This window comes from Cobetia sp. 10Alg 146 (genome assembly GCF_029846385.1).
Classification (GTDB): domain Bacteria; phylum Pseudomonadota; class Gammaproteobacteria; order Pseudomonadales; family Halomonadaceae; genus Cobetia; species Cobetia marina.
Genome location: NZ_JARWKT010000004.1, coordinates 113,092 through 127,932, shown reverse-complemented (window position 1 = coordinate 127,932; position 14,841 = coordinate 113,092). Strand labels below are relative to the sequence as shown.

The 14,841-nt window shown below is 62.0% G+C and carries 14 protein-coding genes; 8 read left to right on the top strand and 6 right to left on the bottom strand.

Going from position 1 to position 14,841, the window contains the following annotated elements; all coding sequences use genetic code 11:
- The first annotated feature begins 35 nt into the window (after positions 1-35).
- Positions 36-2,084 carry a bifunctional 2',3'-cyclic-nucleotide 2'-phosphodiesterase/3'-nucleotidase gene (locus tag QD172_RS08830; protein ID WP_279855518.1) on the top strand — a complete coding sequence of 683 codons (2,049 nt, stop codon included), beginning with the start codon at positions 36-38 and terminating at the stop codon, positions 2,082-2,084.
- 166 nt (positions 2,085-2,250) lie between these two features.
- Here the strand turns inward: QD172_RS08830 and QD172_RS08825 are convergent, their stop codons facing one another.
- The gene (locus QD172_RS08825) at positions 2,251-2,556 is read right to left on the bottom strand and encodes a hypothetical protein (protein WP_279855517.1); all 306 of its coding nucleotides are present in this window, start codon (positions 2,554-2,556) and stop codon (positions 2,251-2,253) included.
- A gap of 177 nt (positions 2,557-2,733) precedes the next feature.
- Between QD172_RS08825 and QD172_RS08820 the strand changes: the two genes are divergently transcribed.
- Positions 2,734-3,576 carry an alpha/beta hydrolase gene (locus QD172_RS08820; protein ID WP_279855516.1) on the top strand — a complete coding sequence of 281 codons (843 nt, stop codon included), beginning with the start codon at positions 2,734-2,736 and terminating at the stop codon, positions 3,574-3,576.
- 93 nt (positions 3,577-3,669) lie between these two features.
- Here the strand turns inward: QD172_RS08820 and QD172_RS08815 are convergent, their stop codons facing one another.
- Positions 3,670-4,233 (bottom strand): GNAT family N-acetyltransferase, encoded by a 564-nt coding sequence (locus QD172_RS08815; protein WP_279855515.1) that lies wholly within the window; start codon positions 4,231-4,233, stop codon positions 3,670-3,672.
- 392 nt (positions 4,234-4,625) lie between these two features.
- On the opposite strand from QD172_RS08815, the gene QD172_RS08810 reads away from it, so the two are divergent.
- Genes QD172_RS08810 through QD172_RS08795 form a run of 4 tightly spaced genes read left to right on the top strand, consistent with a single transcriptional unit; the run spans position 4,626 to position 9,557 of the window.
- Positions 4,626-6,206 carry an ABC transporter substrate-binding protein gene (locus QD172_RS08810; RefSeq protein WP_279855514.1) on the top strand — a complete coding sequence of 527 codons (1,581 nt, stop codon included), beginning with the start codon at positions 4,626-4,628 and terminating at the stop codon, positions 6,204-6,206.
- A complete protein-coding gene (locus QD172_RS08805) occupies positions 6,203-7,129 on the top strand; it encodes an ABC transporter permease (RefSeq protein WP_279855513.1) in 927 nt (308 codons plus the stop codon). Before QD172_RS08810 ends, QD172_RS08805 begins: the two co-directional genes overlap by 4 nt.
- Positions 7,126-8,043 carry an ABC transporter permease subunit gene (locus QD172_RS08800; protein WP_279855512.1) on the top strand — a complete coding sequence of 306 codons (918 nt, stop codon included), beginning with the start codon at positions 7,126-7,128 and terminating at the stop codon, positions 8,041-8,043. Before QD172_RS08805 ends, QD172_RS08800 begins: the two co-directional genes overlap by 4 nt.
- Positions 8,040-9,557, top strand: coding sequence for an ATP-binding cassette domain-containing protein (locus QD172_RS08795; RefSeq protein WP_279855511.1), 1,518 nt, complete (start codon positions 8,040-8,042; stop codon positions 9,555-9,557). The genes QD172_RS08800 and QD172_RS08795 overlap by 4 nt, the downstream gene beginning before the upstream one ends.
- 163 nt (positions 9,558-9,720) lie before the next feature.
- On the opposite strand, the gene QD172_RS08790 is transcribed toward QD172_RS08795, so the two are convergent.
- A complete protein-coding gene (locus QD172_RS08790) occupies positions 9,721-10,260 on the bottom strand; it encodes a TspO/MBR family protein (RefSeq protein WP_254696469.1) in 540 nt (179 codons plus the stop codon).
- A gap of 89 nt (positions 10,261-10,349) precedes the next feature.
- Positions 10,350-11,243: a threonine/homoserine exporter RhtA gene (gene rhtA, locus QD172_RS08785; RefSeq protein WP_279855509.1), complete on the bottom strand. Its 894-nt coding sequence runs from the start codon at positions 11,241-11,243 to the stop codon at positions 10,350-10,352.
- Positions 11,244-11,388: 145 nt separating this feature from the next.
- On the opposite strand from rhtA, the gene QD172_RS08780 reads away from it, so the two are divergent.
- Both QD172_RS08780 and QD172_RS08775 read left to right on the top strand, forming a co-directional pair.
- Positions 11,389-11,961: an XRE family transcriptional regulator gene (locus QD172_RS08780; RefSeq protein ID WP_077376906.1), complete on the top strand. Its 573-nt coding sequence runs from the start codon at positions 11,389-11,391 to the stop codon at positions 11,959-11,961.
- Between the two features lie 102 nt (positions 11,962-12,063).
- On the top strand, positions 12,064-13,101 hold the full coding sequence (locus QD172_RS08775; protein WP_279855508.1) for a hypothetical protein: 1,038 nt from the start codon (positions 12,064-12,066) through the stop codon (positions 13,099-13,101).
- A gap of 284 nt (positions 13,102-13,385) precedes the next feature.
- Here the strand turns inward: QD172_RS08775 and QD172_RS08770 are convergent, their stop codons facing one another.
- Positions 13,386-13,835, bottom strand: coding sequence for a DUF3455 domain-containing protein (locus tag QD172_RS08770; protein ID WP_240499534.1), 450 nt, complete (start codon positions 13,833-13,835; stop codon positions 13,386-13,388).
- 436 nt (positions 13,836-14,271) lie between these two features.
- Complete coding sequence (locus QD172_RS08765) at positions 14,272-14,811, bottom strand: redoxin domain-containing protein (RefSeq protein ID WP_279855506.1); 540 nt, start codon at positions 14,809-14,811, stop codon at positions 14,272-14,274.
- Positions 14,812-14,841: the final 30 nt, after the last annotated feature.

The window sequence follows — 14,841 nt, the reverse complement described above, 5'->3', positions numbered from 1 at the left end:
CACAGGAACATCACCCCATGACAAGGAAGTGAGAGATGGCGAATGCATCATCCGGAAGGAAAGGTCAGCCGGCCTCTGGTACCAGAGAGGCTGCGGGGAACACCCGGCGTCCGCGTGCAATGCGTCGCCTGCGGGCAGCCATCCTCGGTCTGGCCAGCATTGGGGGTATCGTGATGATCGCTCAGCCAGCCAATGCCGCGACGCTGTCACTGCGCGTGATCGAGACCACCGACATCCACGCCAACGTGATGGATTACGACTATTACAAGGACCGTCCCAGTGTGCGCATCGGCCTGGTGCGCGCGGCGAGTCTGATCCAGCAGGCGCGTGCCGAGGTGGCCAACAGCGTGCTGCTGGACAACGGAGACCTCATTCAGGGCAGCCCGATGGGCGATTACATGGCGGCGGAGGGGCTCAAGGAGGGCGATGTCTTCCCGGCCTACAAGGTCATGAATCAGCTGGATTACGATGTCGGCAACATCGGCAATCATGAGTTCAATTACGGGCTCGAGTATCTCGAACGGGCGCTTTCCGGCGCGCAGTTCCCTTATGTGAATGCCAACCTGCTGGACGCCACGACCGGCGAGCCGTACTTCACGCCCTACCAGATCACCGCTCATGTCTTCACCGACAGTGAAGGCAACGCTCAGACCTTGAAGATCGGCTATATCGGCTTCGCGCCGCCGCAGGTGATGACCTGGGACCGCAAGCACCTCCAGGGCCGTCTGACGGCAGAGGACATCACCGAAAGCGCCAGGCGCTGGGTGCCCGAGATGCGCCGGGCGGGCGCGGATGTGGTGATCGCCATCCCGCACTCCGGCATCTCGACCGACCCTTACCGGGTGATGGCCGAGAATTCGGTGTATTACCTCTCGCAGGTCGAGGGCATCGATGGCATCGCCTTCGGACATGCCCATGCCGTCTTCCCCAGCGAGGAATTCGCCGAGGTGCCGGGGGCCGATATCGCCAGGGGCACCCTCAATGGGGTGCCGGCGATGATGCCGGGGCACTGGGGCAGCCATGTCGGCGTGATGGATCTCGAACTGAGCAATGCCTCGGGCCAGTGGCGGGTAGTGAGCGGCCAGACAGAGGCGCGCCCGATTCAGGTAGGGGGCGAGGCACAGGTGGCGGAAGATGCCGAACTGGCAGCGTTGGTCGAGCATGAGCACGACGCCACGCGCGAGTACGTCAATCGCAGCATCGGCCGCGCCAGTGCGGCGATGAAGAGCTATCTGGCGCTGGTGCAGGACGACCCGACGATCCAGATCGTCAATCGTGCCCAGGCTGATTACGTCAAACGCTTCGTCGAAGGCGACCCGGATCTGGAAGGCTTGCCGATTCTCTCGGCGGCCGCGCCGTTCAAGGTCGGTGGCCGTCACAATGACCCGACCCAGTTCACCGAGATGGAGGCCGGCGAGCTGAGCTTCCGCAATGCCGCCGACCTCTATCTCTATCCGAATACGCTGGTGGCGCTCAAGGTCACCGGCAAGGAAGTGCGGGAATGGCTCGAGTGCAGTGCCGGGCAGTTCCATCGCATTGACCCGAATCTCGCCACGCCCCAGCCCCTGATCAACTGGGAAGGTTTCCGCAGCTACAACTTCGATGTGATCGACGGCGTCGAGTATCAGGTGGATGTCACGCAGCCGGCGCGTTATGACGGCAATTGCGCGCTGATCGACGCCGATGCCCACCGTATCCAGGGCCTCACTTACCAGGGCGAGCCGGTCAAGGACGACGATGTCTTCCTGCTCGCGACCAACAACTATCGCGCCTACGGCGAGGACTTCCCCGGCACCGGAGAGTCGCATGTCGCTTTCGCGTCACCGGATGAAAATCGCAGCATTCTGGCCCAGTACATCTCGCGCCAGACGCAGCAGCAGGGCGCGGTGGACCCGGCGGCGGATCACAACTGGCGGCTGGCCGCGATCGACACGGACACCCCGCTGGACATTCGCTTCACCACCGCCCCCGGCGAGGATGCGCAGCAGTTCATCGATGCCCAGGCGGTCTATCCGATGACGCTGGTGGATCAGGACGAGATGGGCTTTGCCCGCTATCGCGTCGGGCTGGACCGGATGAAATAGCCGAGGTAGCTCATTGTTGAGCACGTAGTTATTGGCCTGGATTCAGGTGGGAAAAAACGCCAGTCAGCGATTGCTGACTGGCGTTTTTCTGTCGCCAGCCGTTACCCGCTATCTGTTTCACTATCCGCTTTCACTTCACGACTCTCGATCGCAGGCTCACTGCGGATCAGCGCCAGGGCGCGTGCAAGGCGATGCTCAACAGCACACGTTTGCCGCGCTCGATGCGGCTGACGCTGTGTTCGTGAAGGTCGGGGCGGAAGAACACCACGCGGTCCGTGAGGCGAAATAGGCTGCCATCGGTCTCGAAGACACCGCCCTGGCGGGGCTTCTTGATCACGATATTGAGCTTGTAGTAGCTGCCGCTACCCATCGGGTCGTTATGACGCATCACGCTGTGGCCTTCGGGGTAGGTCACCAGATTGATGGTCAGGCGGCGAAGATCGAGCAGACTACGGTTGATGACACGGGCCATTGGGCTTTCCCTTTGAAGATTGCGGCTATTGAAACGTATTTTGAGTGATTGATCAAAAAAGAGGTTGAGTGATTGCTCAAAAATACGTACGGTGGCTCCACGTTCACGGCGCACAAGGTTCGGCAATCGAGATCGCCGAGGCCGTGATTGAGAATCGAGCAAGCAAGGAGGTCAGCAATGAGCCACGACAACGTGACAATGGAAGCCCTGGAAACCCGTTATGCGATGATCGAAGGTCACCGCATTGCCTACAAGGAAATGGGGGAAGGTCAGCCGCTGTTGTTGATTCACGGCATTCCGACCAACAAGCTGATGTGGCGCGATGTGATGCCGGAATTGGCCAGACATTACCGTGTCATCGCCCCGGACATGCTCAACTATGGCGAGTCGGACATGCCGGTGGATGCTGATGTTTCCATCAATGCCCAGACACGCATCTTCATCAAGCTGATGGATTCACTGGGTGTGGCGAGTGCGGATGTCGTCTCGCATGATATCGGTGGGGGTATCGGTCAGCTGATGGCGGTCAACCACCCCGAGCGCGTTCGTCGCCAGGTGCTGATCGACAGCGTATGCTTCGATTCTTGGCCGATTCCGGAGTTCAAGCAGCTGCTGGAGCCGGGCGTCGAGGAAGCCACCAGCGTCGAGGAATTCATCAGCACCATGCGCGGCTTCATGCCCAGTGGTGTGCATGATCCGGCGGTGGCGACCGAAGAGATGGTCGAGCGCTACGTGTCCCAGTGGAACAGCGAGCAAGGCAAGGCAGCCTTCTTCCGCAACATGCGTCGTCTCAACAAGGAATACACCCAGGCCATTGCCGGTGAGCTCAAGAATATCGAGATCAAGACCCTGGTGCTGTGGGGCGACAAGGACAACTTCCAGAAGCCGGATTACGCCCCGATGCTCACAGATGCCATCCCGGGTGCCGAGCTGATCTGGGTGAAGGACGCCGGTCACTGGGTCACTGACGAGAAGCCCGAAGAAACCGTGCGCTATATCTTGGATTTCCTGGCGCGCTGAGAGATGGCCAGCCCCGATGCCCAAGCGGGGTGTCGGGCGCCATCCCAGAAAGCAAACAAAACCGCCCGGTCATGAGATCGGGCGGTTTTGTTGTCATTGCAGAGACGCTGCCGAGCTTTCTGCCATGGCGTCATGGCGAAGAGGGGGCGAAGACATCTCACTGGATGTCATGGCCCTGGCCCCCGTCTTGACCTTGCGCTGCATGGCGATGATGCCTCCCGCGCGCGTCGGGGTGAAGGGCTCCTCGAGTCTCACGAATCCATGACGTTCATACAGGGCGATGGCCGGGCTGTCGGAGAAGGCCCGAAGCCGCAGGAGGGTGTCGTGGGGCTGACGCTTGCTGAGGCAATCGATCAACCAGCTCAGACAGGTGGAGCCGATACCGCGTCGCTGCCACTGGGCCACCAGCTGCAGGTCACGCAGATACACCATGTCGTTCAGCGACTTGAGGCTGATGAAGCCGATCCATTCGCCATTGAGGCGCACGGCGAAGTTCTTGTTGTCCTGCCATTTTTCCTCGAATTGCTCTGCATCCCAATGGAAACCATGACGCTTGTAGGTCGCGAGCATGTTGCCACAACTCAGCCGTTGCGCCGCTGCATTCAGGTAGCGGTTGGCAGGTGTGTCGTAGATGGGGGAAATGCTGAGATCATCCATGATCCTTCCGATTCTTTTGAGAGTTATGTCAGGGAGTAGCATCCGTCACGTTGCAATTTCTGCAGGCCGACCATCCAGTCAGTTAGTGAGTGCTAATTCAAGCGCACTATCTTCAGGTTTTCAGGACAGCCTGACAAGTGAATGCCTGTCCAGTACCAGATGCCGCTCGGGATTGCCAACGCTGGTTCGTTATACTATAACATTGCGCTTTTCTCGCGCTGTCTGACGGCAGCGAACATGTCTTTTTGACAGGATGCGCAATGACGATGGTCCACCCTCTGAGCAGGCTCAGGCCTCCTGACGCTGAACGGCGATGGTACAAGTCGCTTTTCCGCTCTCTGACAGCTTCCGTGTCGGCTGATCTTTCCCGATCTGCAAGGCATTCCCGGCCCGTGGCTGAGCAGATCACGTGCTGGCTGGGAATGACGCTCATGGTGCTCGGTCTTGGCATGCCTCAGGCCGTCAAGGCATCCGCTCAGTCTTCGGGCGATGAGCAGGCGACGTCGCGTCGTCTGGAGATCGTCGCGCCCTTTGACATCAAGGGAGCGGACCCGCTGCTCAGCGGTATCCTTTTCCAGCGCATGCAGGTCGTCGAGACATTGGTCGAGGTGGATGCCACGGGAGAGCTACAGCCGGGGTTGGCGACCGTTTGGAAGGTCTCAGATGATGGCCTGGAGTGGCGCTTCACGCTGCGCTCCGGCGTGCAGTTCCATGATGGCAGCCGTCTGGATGCCGAAGTCGCGCGTCAGGTACTCGAGATCGCACGTGCCAAGCCGGGCCTTCTGAAGTCAGTGCCGATCGAGCGGATCGTCGCCGCAGATGACCAGACGCTGGTGATTGCCCTCAGCGAGCCCTTCGCCGCGTTGCCCGCCTATCTGGCCGATTATCGCCAGCAGATTCTGGCACCGGCGTCCTTCGATGAGTCAGGCACCGCTCAGCAGGTCATCGGCACCGGCCCCTATCGCATGCTGCGCATGACGCCGCCGCTGAGCCTGGAAGTCACCGCCTTCGAGGACTATTGGGGCCCGCAGCCAGAGGTGCGCCAGGCGCGCTATCAGGCGGTGAGCCGCGCCGAGGGCAGGGCATTGATCGCCGAGAGCGGAGATGCCGACTTCACCTACGGGCTGGACCCCGCCAGTCGTCAGCGTCTCTCTAAGTCACCGCGCGTGACCCTGGCGGCGGCCGCGACGCCGCGCACGATGCTGTTGAAGGTCAATGCCAATCACCCTGCCTTCCAGGACCCGGATGTGCGGCGCGCATTGAGTCTGGCGATCGATCGCACCGCCATCGCGCAGGTCGTGCTGCGCTACCCGCGTGGTGCCAGCCAGCTGTTCCCGCCGATGGTGGAAGGCTGGCATGACCCCGCGCTGCCTGAACTCCATCAGGATGTCGCCGAGGCGCGTGCATTGCTGGACGCCGCTGGCTGGAAGGTCGCGGAGGATGGCGTTCGTCAAAAGGATGGTCAGCGCCTCGCGATCAGCTTGATCACCTTTTCGGATCGTCCGGAGCTGCCATTGGTGGCCACGGTGCTGGAGCGTCAGTTCCACGCCATCGGCATCCAGACACGTCTGGATATCACCAACTTCTCGGCAATTCCGGCCGGTCATCATGACGGCAGCCTCGACATGGCGCTGTTCGCGCGCAATCTGGCCATGGTGCCGGACCCCATCGGCAACGTGCTGAGCGATTACGCGGGAACGCCTGAAGCCCCCGGTGGCGACTGGGGCGCGATGGGCTGGTTCGATGCGGACTTCACCGCAGAGCTTGAGCGCATGGCACGCGAGGGCTACGGTCCCACGCCCGAAGGTGAGGACCCGCGCGCACAGGCCAGCGGCGTGATCCAGCGGGCATTACCCGTGATCCCCATCGCCTGGTACTACCAGAACCTGGCGATCTCTCATCGACTGCAACGCGCTCAGGTAGATCCCTGGGAGCGTAGTTTCGGCCTTTCAGAATTGCGGTGGGCACCATGAATCTCCCTTCACGTCTGTTGCAGCTATTGATGGTGGTGCTGATGGTCGGCGGCGCCAGCTATCTGATGATGCAGAGTCTGCCCGGCGATGCCGCCTGGCGCATCGCGGCCGGTCGCTATGGTTATGACGCGCTGGATGCGGCGGCTGCGGCCTCGGTACGCGCCGAACTGGGCCTCGAGGCACAGGGCGGCTTGCACTTCCTCTACTGGCTGGGCGATATCCTGCGCCTGGAGCTGGGCACCTCACTGATTTCCGGGGAATCGGTGTGGGTAGAGATTCGTCATCAGCTGGGCAACTCCCTGTCGCTCGCCGGCGCGGCGCTGGGCATCTCGCTGTTGATCGGCCCGCCGCTGGGGCTGCTGGCCGGTCTGCGTGCCGGTGGCTGGCTGGACCGAAGCCTGCTGGCCGTCTGCAGTCTGCTGCGCGCCACGCCGCAGTTCTTGCTGGCGCTGGTGCTGATCCTGCTGATCTCGGTGGAGATGGGGCTGCTGCCGGCCGCCGGTCACGGTGAGCCGCAGCACTTCATCCTGCCGGCGATGACGCTGGCGCTCGGGCTGGCAGCGGTATCGGCACGCCTGGCACGCGATGCCATGGCCGCCGTCACCCAGACGGTTTTTCATGATTTCGCGCGCTGGAAGGGCCTCAGCAACGCCCAGACCTTCTGGCGTCACGGCCTGCGCCATGTGGCCTTGCCGCTGGTGACCTATCTGGGACTGCAGTTCGTGACCCTGGTGGAAGGGGTGGTGGTGATCGAGAGCATCTTCGGCTGGCCGGGCATCGGCCATGCGCTGGTGCACGCCATCTTCTCGCGCGATGTGCCGATGGTGCAGGGCACCGCCCTGGTGCTGGGCGTCGGCTTTGTCTTGATCAATCTGCTGGTCGATCTGCTGGGTCGCCAACTGGACCCACGAGGTGTGAAATGAATCAGGTGGTGGAAGGGCTTGCGCCGCAGCGCATGGGTGCCGTGCGTCGTCCACGTCTTGACTGGCCATTGCGTCGGGTGATCGGGGCCGCAATTGTCGCGAGTCTCGTGCTGCTGGCTCTGCTGGGCAATCTGGTGATACCGGGGGACCCGCTGGAACAGCATCTCTATCGTGCGCTGCAGGGCGCGGACGCCGTCGGTGTCTCTGATGCCGGGGAGGTGATCACCAGCGCCCCGCTGGGCTATGACCATCTGGGGCGCTCCCTGTATCACCGCCTGGTGGCGGCGCTCGGGCTGTCGCTCTCCATTGCCGCGGGGGCGGTGATTCTGGCGGCGTTTTCGGGTATCTCGCTGGGCCTGCTGGCCGCGGGACGCGGTGGCTGGGCCGAGCGCCTGTTGAGCCTGGTGGCAGATAGCCTGCTGGCATTGCCGGGGCTGCTGCTGGTGCTGATGGTCAGCGTCATCCTGCCGTCGACGCCGCTGGCATTGTGGCTGGGCCTGTCGCTGGTGCTGTGGGTGGAATTCTTCCGCCTGGCACGTGCCACCGGTCGCAGCGTGCTGGCGAGTCCCGGCGTCGAGGCCAGCCGTCTGCTGGGCTTCGGGGCCTGGTACCGTTTTCGTCATCACCTGTGGCCGGAAATGGCCCCCGTGATGATGACGGCGATGGCCTTCGGCATGGCCAACGCCCTGATGGCGATTGCCGCGCTGGGCTTCGTGCACGTCGGCATTCCGGAGCCCACGCCGGAGCTGGGTACCATGATGGTCGAGCTGTTGCCGTACTGGCGTGAAGCGCCTTTCGCGCTGCTGACGCCGGTGCTGGTCACCTTCCTGCTGTTGCTGGGGCTGTTGCTGATGTCCGGCAGCAAGGCCAGAACGTCAACCGCCGCTGACACCCTCGAAGGAGCGCGCCCATGAATGTCGCGACAATGACCACGCCTGCCTCTCACACGCGGCGTGGGGCAACGGCGGATGATGTGGTGCTGAGCGCCGAGGACGTGAGCGTGCGGGTCCGCGGCGTGCAGACGGCACTGCTGGCGCCTGTCTCGCTTGCGCTCAAGCCGGGAGAGCCGCTGGTGGTGATCGGCGAGACAGGCTCCGGCAAGAGCCTGCTGGCTCAGGCTCTGCTGGGCACGCTGCCCCGGGAGCTTGTGGCCTCCGGCAGCCTGTGGCTCGACGGCGAGTCATATCCTCTGCACACGCCAGAGAATCGTCGCCCGCTCTGGGGTCGCCGTATGGCGGTATTGCCCCAGGAGCCCTGGCTGGCGCTGGACCCGCTGATGAAGGTGATTCGTCAGGTCGGTGAGGCATATCGTCTGGTCGCGGGGCGTCCAGCGCAGGCCTCCCATGCGGCCGCGCGCAGTGATCTGGAGCAGCTGGGTGTCGCCGCCGCCAGCGAGCAGTTGCCGGGCAAGCTGTCCGGTGGCATGGCGCAACGTGTGGCCTTCGTGGCCGCCCGCGCCGGCGGCGCGCCGCTGTTGATCGCCGACGAGCCGACCAAGGGGCTGGACGCCGCCCGCGTCAGCGAGATCGGCGAGCTGCTGCTCAAGTCGCTGGCCGAGACACCGCGTGCCGGCTTGATGGTCATCACCCATGACATGGCGCTGGCGCACCAGATCGGCGGCCGCCTGATGGTGGTACGCAAGGGTCAGGTGATCGAGCAGGGCGCGACGCGTGACGTGCTGGCCGCGCCGACACATGCGTATACGAGACGCCTGGTGAATGCCGCGCCGCAGGCCTGGCCGGAGGTCGCCTTCAAGCCGGCAGCGGACAGTGCAAGCCGTGATGGCAAGGCGGCAGGCGATACCATCCTCCGTGCCGAGAATCTGACCATCGCGCGCGGGGGCACCTCGCTCCTGCGTGACGTGGAGCTCAGCGTGAAGGGCGGTGAGATCATCGGCATCCAGGGCGCGTCAGGTTGCGGCAAGTCATCGCTGGGGGATGCGCTGCTCGGCCTGTTGGCACCGCATTCAGGACGCGTGCTTCAGTATGCCGAACGCCTGGAGTATCAGAAGCTCTATCAGGACCCCGTGGCGACCTTCCCGCCACGCCGGACACTGGGCCGCCTGCTGAAGGATCTCAGCGCACGCCATCGTCTCGATGACAGCCAGTTGCCGCAGCTGATGGCGCAACTGAGCCTGGCGCCGGAATTGCTCTCGCGTCTGCCGGGACAGGTCTCGGGTGGCGAGCTGCAGCGTTTCGCGCTGTTGCGTCTGATGCTGATCAAGCCGCGCTTCGTGTTCGCCGATGAGCCGACCTCACGCCTCGACCCGCTGGTCCAGCAGGAGGTGATCGCCTGCATGGTGAAGATGGTGCGGGAGCAGGGTACGGCGCTGGTGCTGGTCAGTCATGATGCGGCGCTGCTGCGCAAGGTCGCGGATCGCGTGCTGGTGGTGGAGGAAGGTCGCTTGAAGGCGCGTCAGCAGCTCTGATCACTCATCAGAGCCCATGGCGGCAGGGTCGCGACAGCAAGAGGACGATTCAAAAGACAGTGCTTCATACGCCAACGCCCGGCCGAGACTCCTGCAGAGTGTCGGCCGGGCGTTGGCGTATCTGGTGTGTTCGTCAGGGCGAGAGGCTCACGGTGCGCAGCGCTCAGCTCCCCAGCAAGGCGGGATTGGCTTGCCAGACGGACCAGGTCAGCGCACTGGCCAGCGTCACCCATGCCAGATAGGGCAGCATCAACAGCCCAGCGAAGCGATTGATGCGCCAGAAGGTGAACAGGGTGACGGCGATCAGCGTCCACAGCACCAGCACATCGATGAAGGCCGCCTGACCGAGATGCCAGGCAAAGAACAGCCAGCTCCACAGGGCATTGACGATCAGTTGCACCACGAAGAGTCCGAGCGCCAGACGATGGCGCGAGCGGAAACCGTTGCTGGCATGCAGACCGTCGCGCGCGACCCGCCAGGCGGCGAGTGCCATCATCACGAAGAGCGCCGTCCAGACTGGTCCGAAGGCGCCTGCCGGAGGTGCCCAGGCGGGCTGGGTGAGGCTTGCGTAGAAGGCCTTGGCATCTACCGAAGCCAGTGCACCGATGGCGGCAGTGAGAAAGCTCAGCCCGAACCAGATTCCCATCTGCACGGTGGCGCGCAGGGCGGTGGGGGGTGAGGACGGTGAACGCTGCAAGGTCATCGGCTGCCTCCTGCTTTCATGGGACGTGATGAAGGAAAGAACGATATACCACGCTGGGCCATGAGAAACGACCATGACTCACACGTTGTTCAGTCCGGTATCGGGGCGTCGAAGACGTCCGTGCGGCGACCGGTCAGCGTCGTGCCAACCGAGGCGGTGATCACCAGTCCAATGGCAAGCCATTGAAGTAGGCCCAGTGTCTGGCCGAGGAACAGTAGCCCGGACAGCGCCGCCACGGCCGGCTCCAGACTCATCAGGGTGCCGAAGGTATGAGTGGGCAGGCGCGGTAGAGCGATCATCTCGAGCGTATAGGGCAGGGCGGTCGAGAGCACGGCGACGGCCAAGGCCAGCGGCAATATCTCGAGTGAGAACATGGCGCTGCCCGCCTCCATCACGCCGATGGGTGCGACCACCACCGCCGCGATCGTGATGCCCAACGCAGCACTCTGAGTACCGTTGCCTGCCCCGGCCTTCTGGCCGAACAGGATGTAGAGCGCCCAGCACACGCCGGCGCCGAGGGCGAAGGCGGCACCGACGGGGTCGATCGGCGCAGCGGTGTCCTCGCCCAGCAACAACAGCAGTACCAGTCCGATGATGGCCAGCGCGACCCAGCCCAGGTCGAGCCAACGACGTGAGCTCAACAATGCCACGGCCAGCGGGCCGGTGAATTCCAGTGCCACGGCGATACCCAGCGGCACCGTCTTGAGGGCCTGGTAGAACAGCAGATTCATCACGCCGAGTGCCACGCCGTAGATCGCGATGGACTTCCAGGCCTTGCGTGTCACTGCCTTGCGCCATGGGCGCAGAATGGCCAGCAGCAGAACGGAGGCGATGATCAGACGAATCGCCGTCGCGCCAGCGGCACCGATCATCGGGAACAGGGAAGTGGCCAGCGAAGCACCGCTCTGGATCGAGCACATGGCGACCAGCAGCATGGCGACGGGCCACAGACGAGAAGAGGAGGCTGCGACAGCAACGGACATGGGGGTCTCCTTGAGTGATCCAGTGGGTGATGGGCATGGTCAGTCAGCAACACATGCGGCATGATTCGTGGACAATGAGGTAGCAAGGGAGGAGGCGGGCCGGGCGTTATGCCCCCACTTCCTCGTCGTCGGCAAGATTGTACGGATGCGCATTATATTGCACAACGAAAATCAGAGACCTGATGTACTGGTTCACGTCGCGGCCAACGTCCGCCGCCTGCGGCTGGCGGCCGAGCTGAGCCAGCAGGCACTGGCGGATCAGGCCGAGATCAGTCGGCGGATGCTGGTGAACATCGAGAAGGGTGACGTCAATGTCAGCCTCGGCACGCTCGACAAGCTCGCCGAGGCGCTCGGGGTGCTCTTCTACGCGCTGGTGCAGCCCCCGGAAAGCGAGGATTCGGCACGTATCAATGAGGTGGCCTGGGTCGGGAAGGCACCAGAGAGCCGAGCCGTACTGCTGGCCAGCAAGCCGGCCACACAGGAAGTCGAGTTATGGAGCTGGACTCTGGCCCCCGGCGAGCGTTACGACTCCGCCCCGGATGATGCCGGCTGGCACGAGATGCTGGTGGTCACCCAGGGAGAGTTGACATTGACGCTGGAACGCGAGGACATCGTCATTCGCGCCGGCGATTTTCATGTCTATCCCAGTGACCAGGCTTATGCCTACCGCAACACCGGCACTGACATGCTGCGCTTCATTCGCAATGTGATGCATTGATTGCTGCCGGGCCATGGCCTCTCAAGCTTGCAGTATTCGCCCCGAACTCAATCCAGCCTGGCCTGTCCCATTGTCATGATGTTTCGTTTCGAGGAGCAACGGATGGCGAAGGTACGTATCACGCAACAGGGCACGATCCATTGTTTTCCGGCAGGCTTGAAGGATGAGGATGGCAAGCTGGTGAATGCCGAGATTTCCGCCGTGGCCTATGACGGTGAGCGGTTGTTGATGGCGAGTGACAAACCGATTCCGGGCGAGGGGCGTTCAGCCGTCTTTTCATTGCCGTTGGATTCCAGCGGGCCGGATGATAGCCAACTTGAGTATCTGACCACCCCGCTGATTCGTCAGGCGGTCAAGTATGAAGACTTCGCGCTGACCACCGATGGGCGTCACATGTTGGCGACTACCGGGTTTGATCGCATCGACAGCGAGAGCCATGCCCTCAATGCCTACAACCACCTGTTGATCTGGCCGCTGGGCGAACCCGACAAGGTACAGGTGGTCGACCCGGACCCACGTGATGGGGTCGAGGGCTCACTGGAGTTTCGTCAGAAGCTGGAAACGGCCATTGGCCAGCCGTACTACAAGATCGAAGGGCTGGCGGTCGTCCCGAGTGACAGGGGCGATGGGTTGATCCTGTTCGGGGTGCGGGAACAAGGCAATTCGCATGATGATTTCGCGTATGTGCGTCGGGTCATCGGGGCGCGCTATGCCATGACCGACAGCGACAACATCGAGTTCATTGAGGAGCTTCACGACGTCTATGCCTTCGACCCGGCCGAGTATGACGGCGTGGATCACGAGTGTGGTCTTTCTAGCCTGGAATATGACCCCTATCACGCACGCCTCTATCTGGTGACCAGCTTCGAGACCGAGCAGGGCAGTGAGGAGGTGATCGGGGGATATCTGTGGGTGCTGTCGCTGGCGGACTTCCACGCCGGGAAACCTCCGACGCTGGTGACGCATGAGGATGGCCATGTGTTGGAGTTCGAGCACAAGGCAGAAGGGCTTGCGGTACTGGATCGCGAACGGCTCTTCGTGGTCTATGACAATGATCGCAACCACGAGCTGGGCAGTGTGGATGAACGCGACGAGCGCCATTCCTGTGAAGCGCCCTATACGATGCTGGCGCTGGTCTGACGGCAGCTCGCCGGCTCAGAAGCTTTCTCACTGCCCGGGAGAATCAGACTCACGGCTTTTGCACTTGAATGCCAGACTGTCTGTCTTCGCCATGGCGCCGTTGTCGCCAGACGGGACTGATCAAAAAATCCAGCCGGAATCATCCATCTCCTGTCGGGATTGATGACGAAAAAGCCCCGACATGCTTCTGCATGTCGGGGCTTTTCATGATCTCACCTTCCCTGTGTCAATGCGCTCTGTCACACGACATCGAGTGGTGAATCTTCTTTATCTCTGGCTCAAGATTACATGGCCTTGTAGAACAGATAATCGGCCTGGTACATCACGATTTCGACCTTGTCCTTGTGGGCATCATCACAGGCCATGTCAGGAGCGGCACCGCCCTGGGTATTGAGGCGCTGCACATAGGTGACGCCCTGCATATGCCCTTCACCTTCGGCCGGATTGGCCTCGACCAGCTGCAGCGGAATATTGCCTTTGCCGTTGGGCTCTACCGCCAGCTGTGTGCCGGTGATCTTGGAGCCATCCATGGATTCCCAGGTGGCGGGCGGACCATAGTATTTGCCGACCTGCTTGCCATCAGCATCATTCAGCGCAGCATCCGGCCCCTTGAAGACCCAGCCCATGGTGCCATCATCCTTTGCTTCACAGGCCCATTTGATCTTGCCGACGCCAACAGTTTCCATGGCGACGTCATTGCCTTTCGGCACCGTGACGCTTTCGGGAACTTCCATGGCTTGAGCCATCGGGCTCAATGCGAGGGCAGCGAAAATACCAGAGATACAGGCGATTGTTTTCATCTTGACGACTCCGTAGACAGATAAGGTTCAGCTAGCGGTTGCAGGTGTGTCGTTGTCTCCCTTGCACTGCTCATAACGCTGGCCTTTCCCGTCTGGATGTCACGGGATCAAGATTTTTTCGTGCTTTCTATTCGAGGTGCGTTTCTGGCTTGTCAGGCGAAGTGAGGCAAGGACAGATTGAGGTAAGAGCGGGATGATCAAAGAAGGGAGGGGGAAGGAGGGAGTGGTGAAAGGAAGCCGAAAGGAAGCCGAAAGAAAGAGGAAAGAGTGATCAACGATACAGGGCAGGTTTGAAGGCCCTGATACAAAGCCGCCCCGCAGCACCAAGGCTGCGGGGCGGCTTTCCTGCGCGACCTGAACCCTGAAAGGTTCAGCCGTAATCGCGGGTGCCGCGAATCGGATAGTGGTTGTCCGGCTTGCGGATGAACTCGATACCCCCGATGAGCGTGTCCAGGTCAGGACGTACGAAGGGCGCATTGGCGACTTCTTCGATCTGGACCTTGCCTTCGCCATTGACGATGAAGAAGGCCGGCTCCGGGAAATCGTGATCGGTTTCCTTCTCGCTTCGTGGCGTGGAGATGAACAGCCCCAGCGTTTCCATCTGCTCTACCGTCAGGCCACCGGCAATCGGGAAATTGAGATCCAGAGATTCGAGGTGCTCGTTCAGCTGCTGCTGGCTGTCGGCAGAGACGGCGACGAGATCCACGCCTTGTGCGCTGAAGCGCTCACGATATTCCGTCAGCTTGTTGAGGAACTTGGTGCAGATCGGGCAATGCTTGCCGCGATAGATGACCACCAGTTGCCAATCATGCTCGCCCTGGGGCTTGCCGAGCGTCAGGGTTTCGCCATCGTTGCGCGGGACCTGGATGGCCGGAAATTCACTACCTGGATGAAGCTTGCGTGTATACATGCAATCTGGCTCCCCTGTTGGATATCAAGA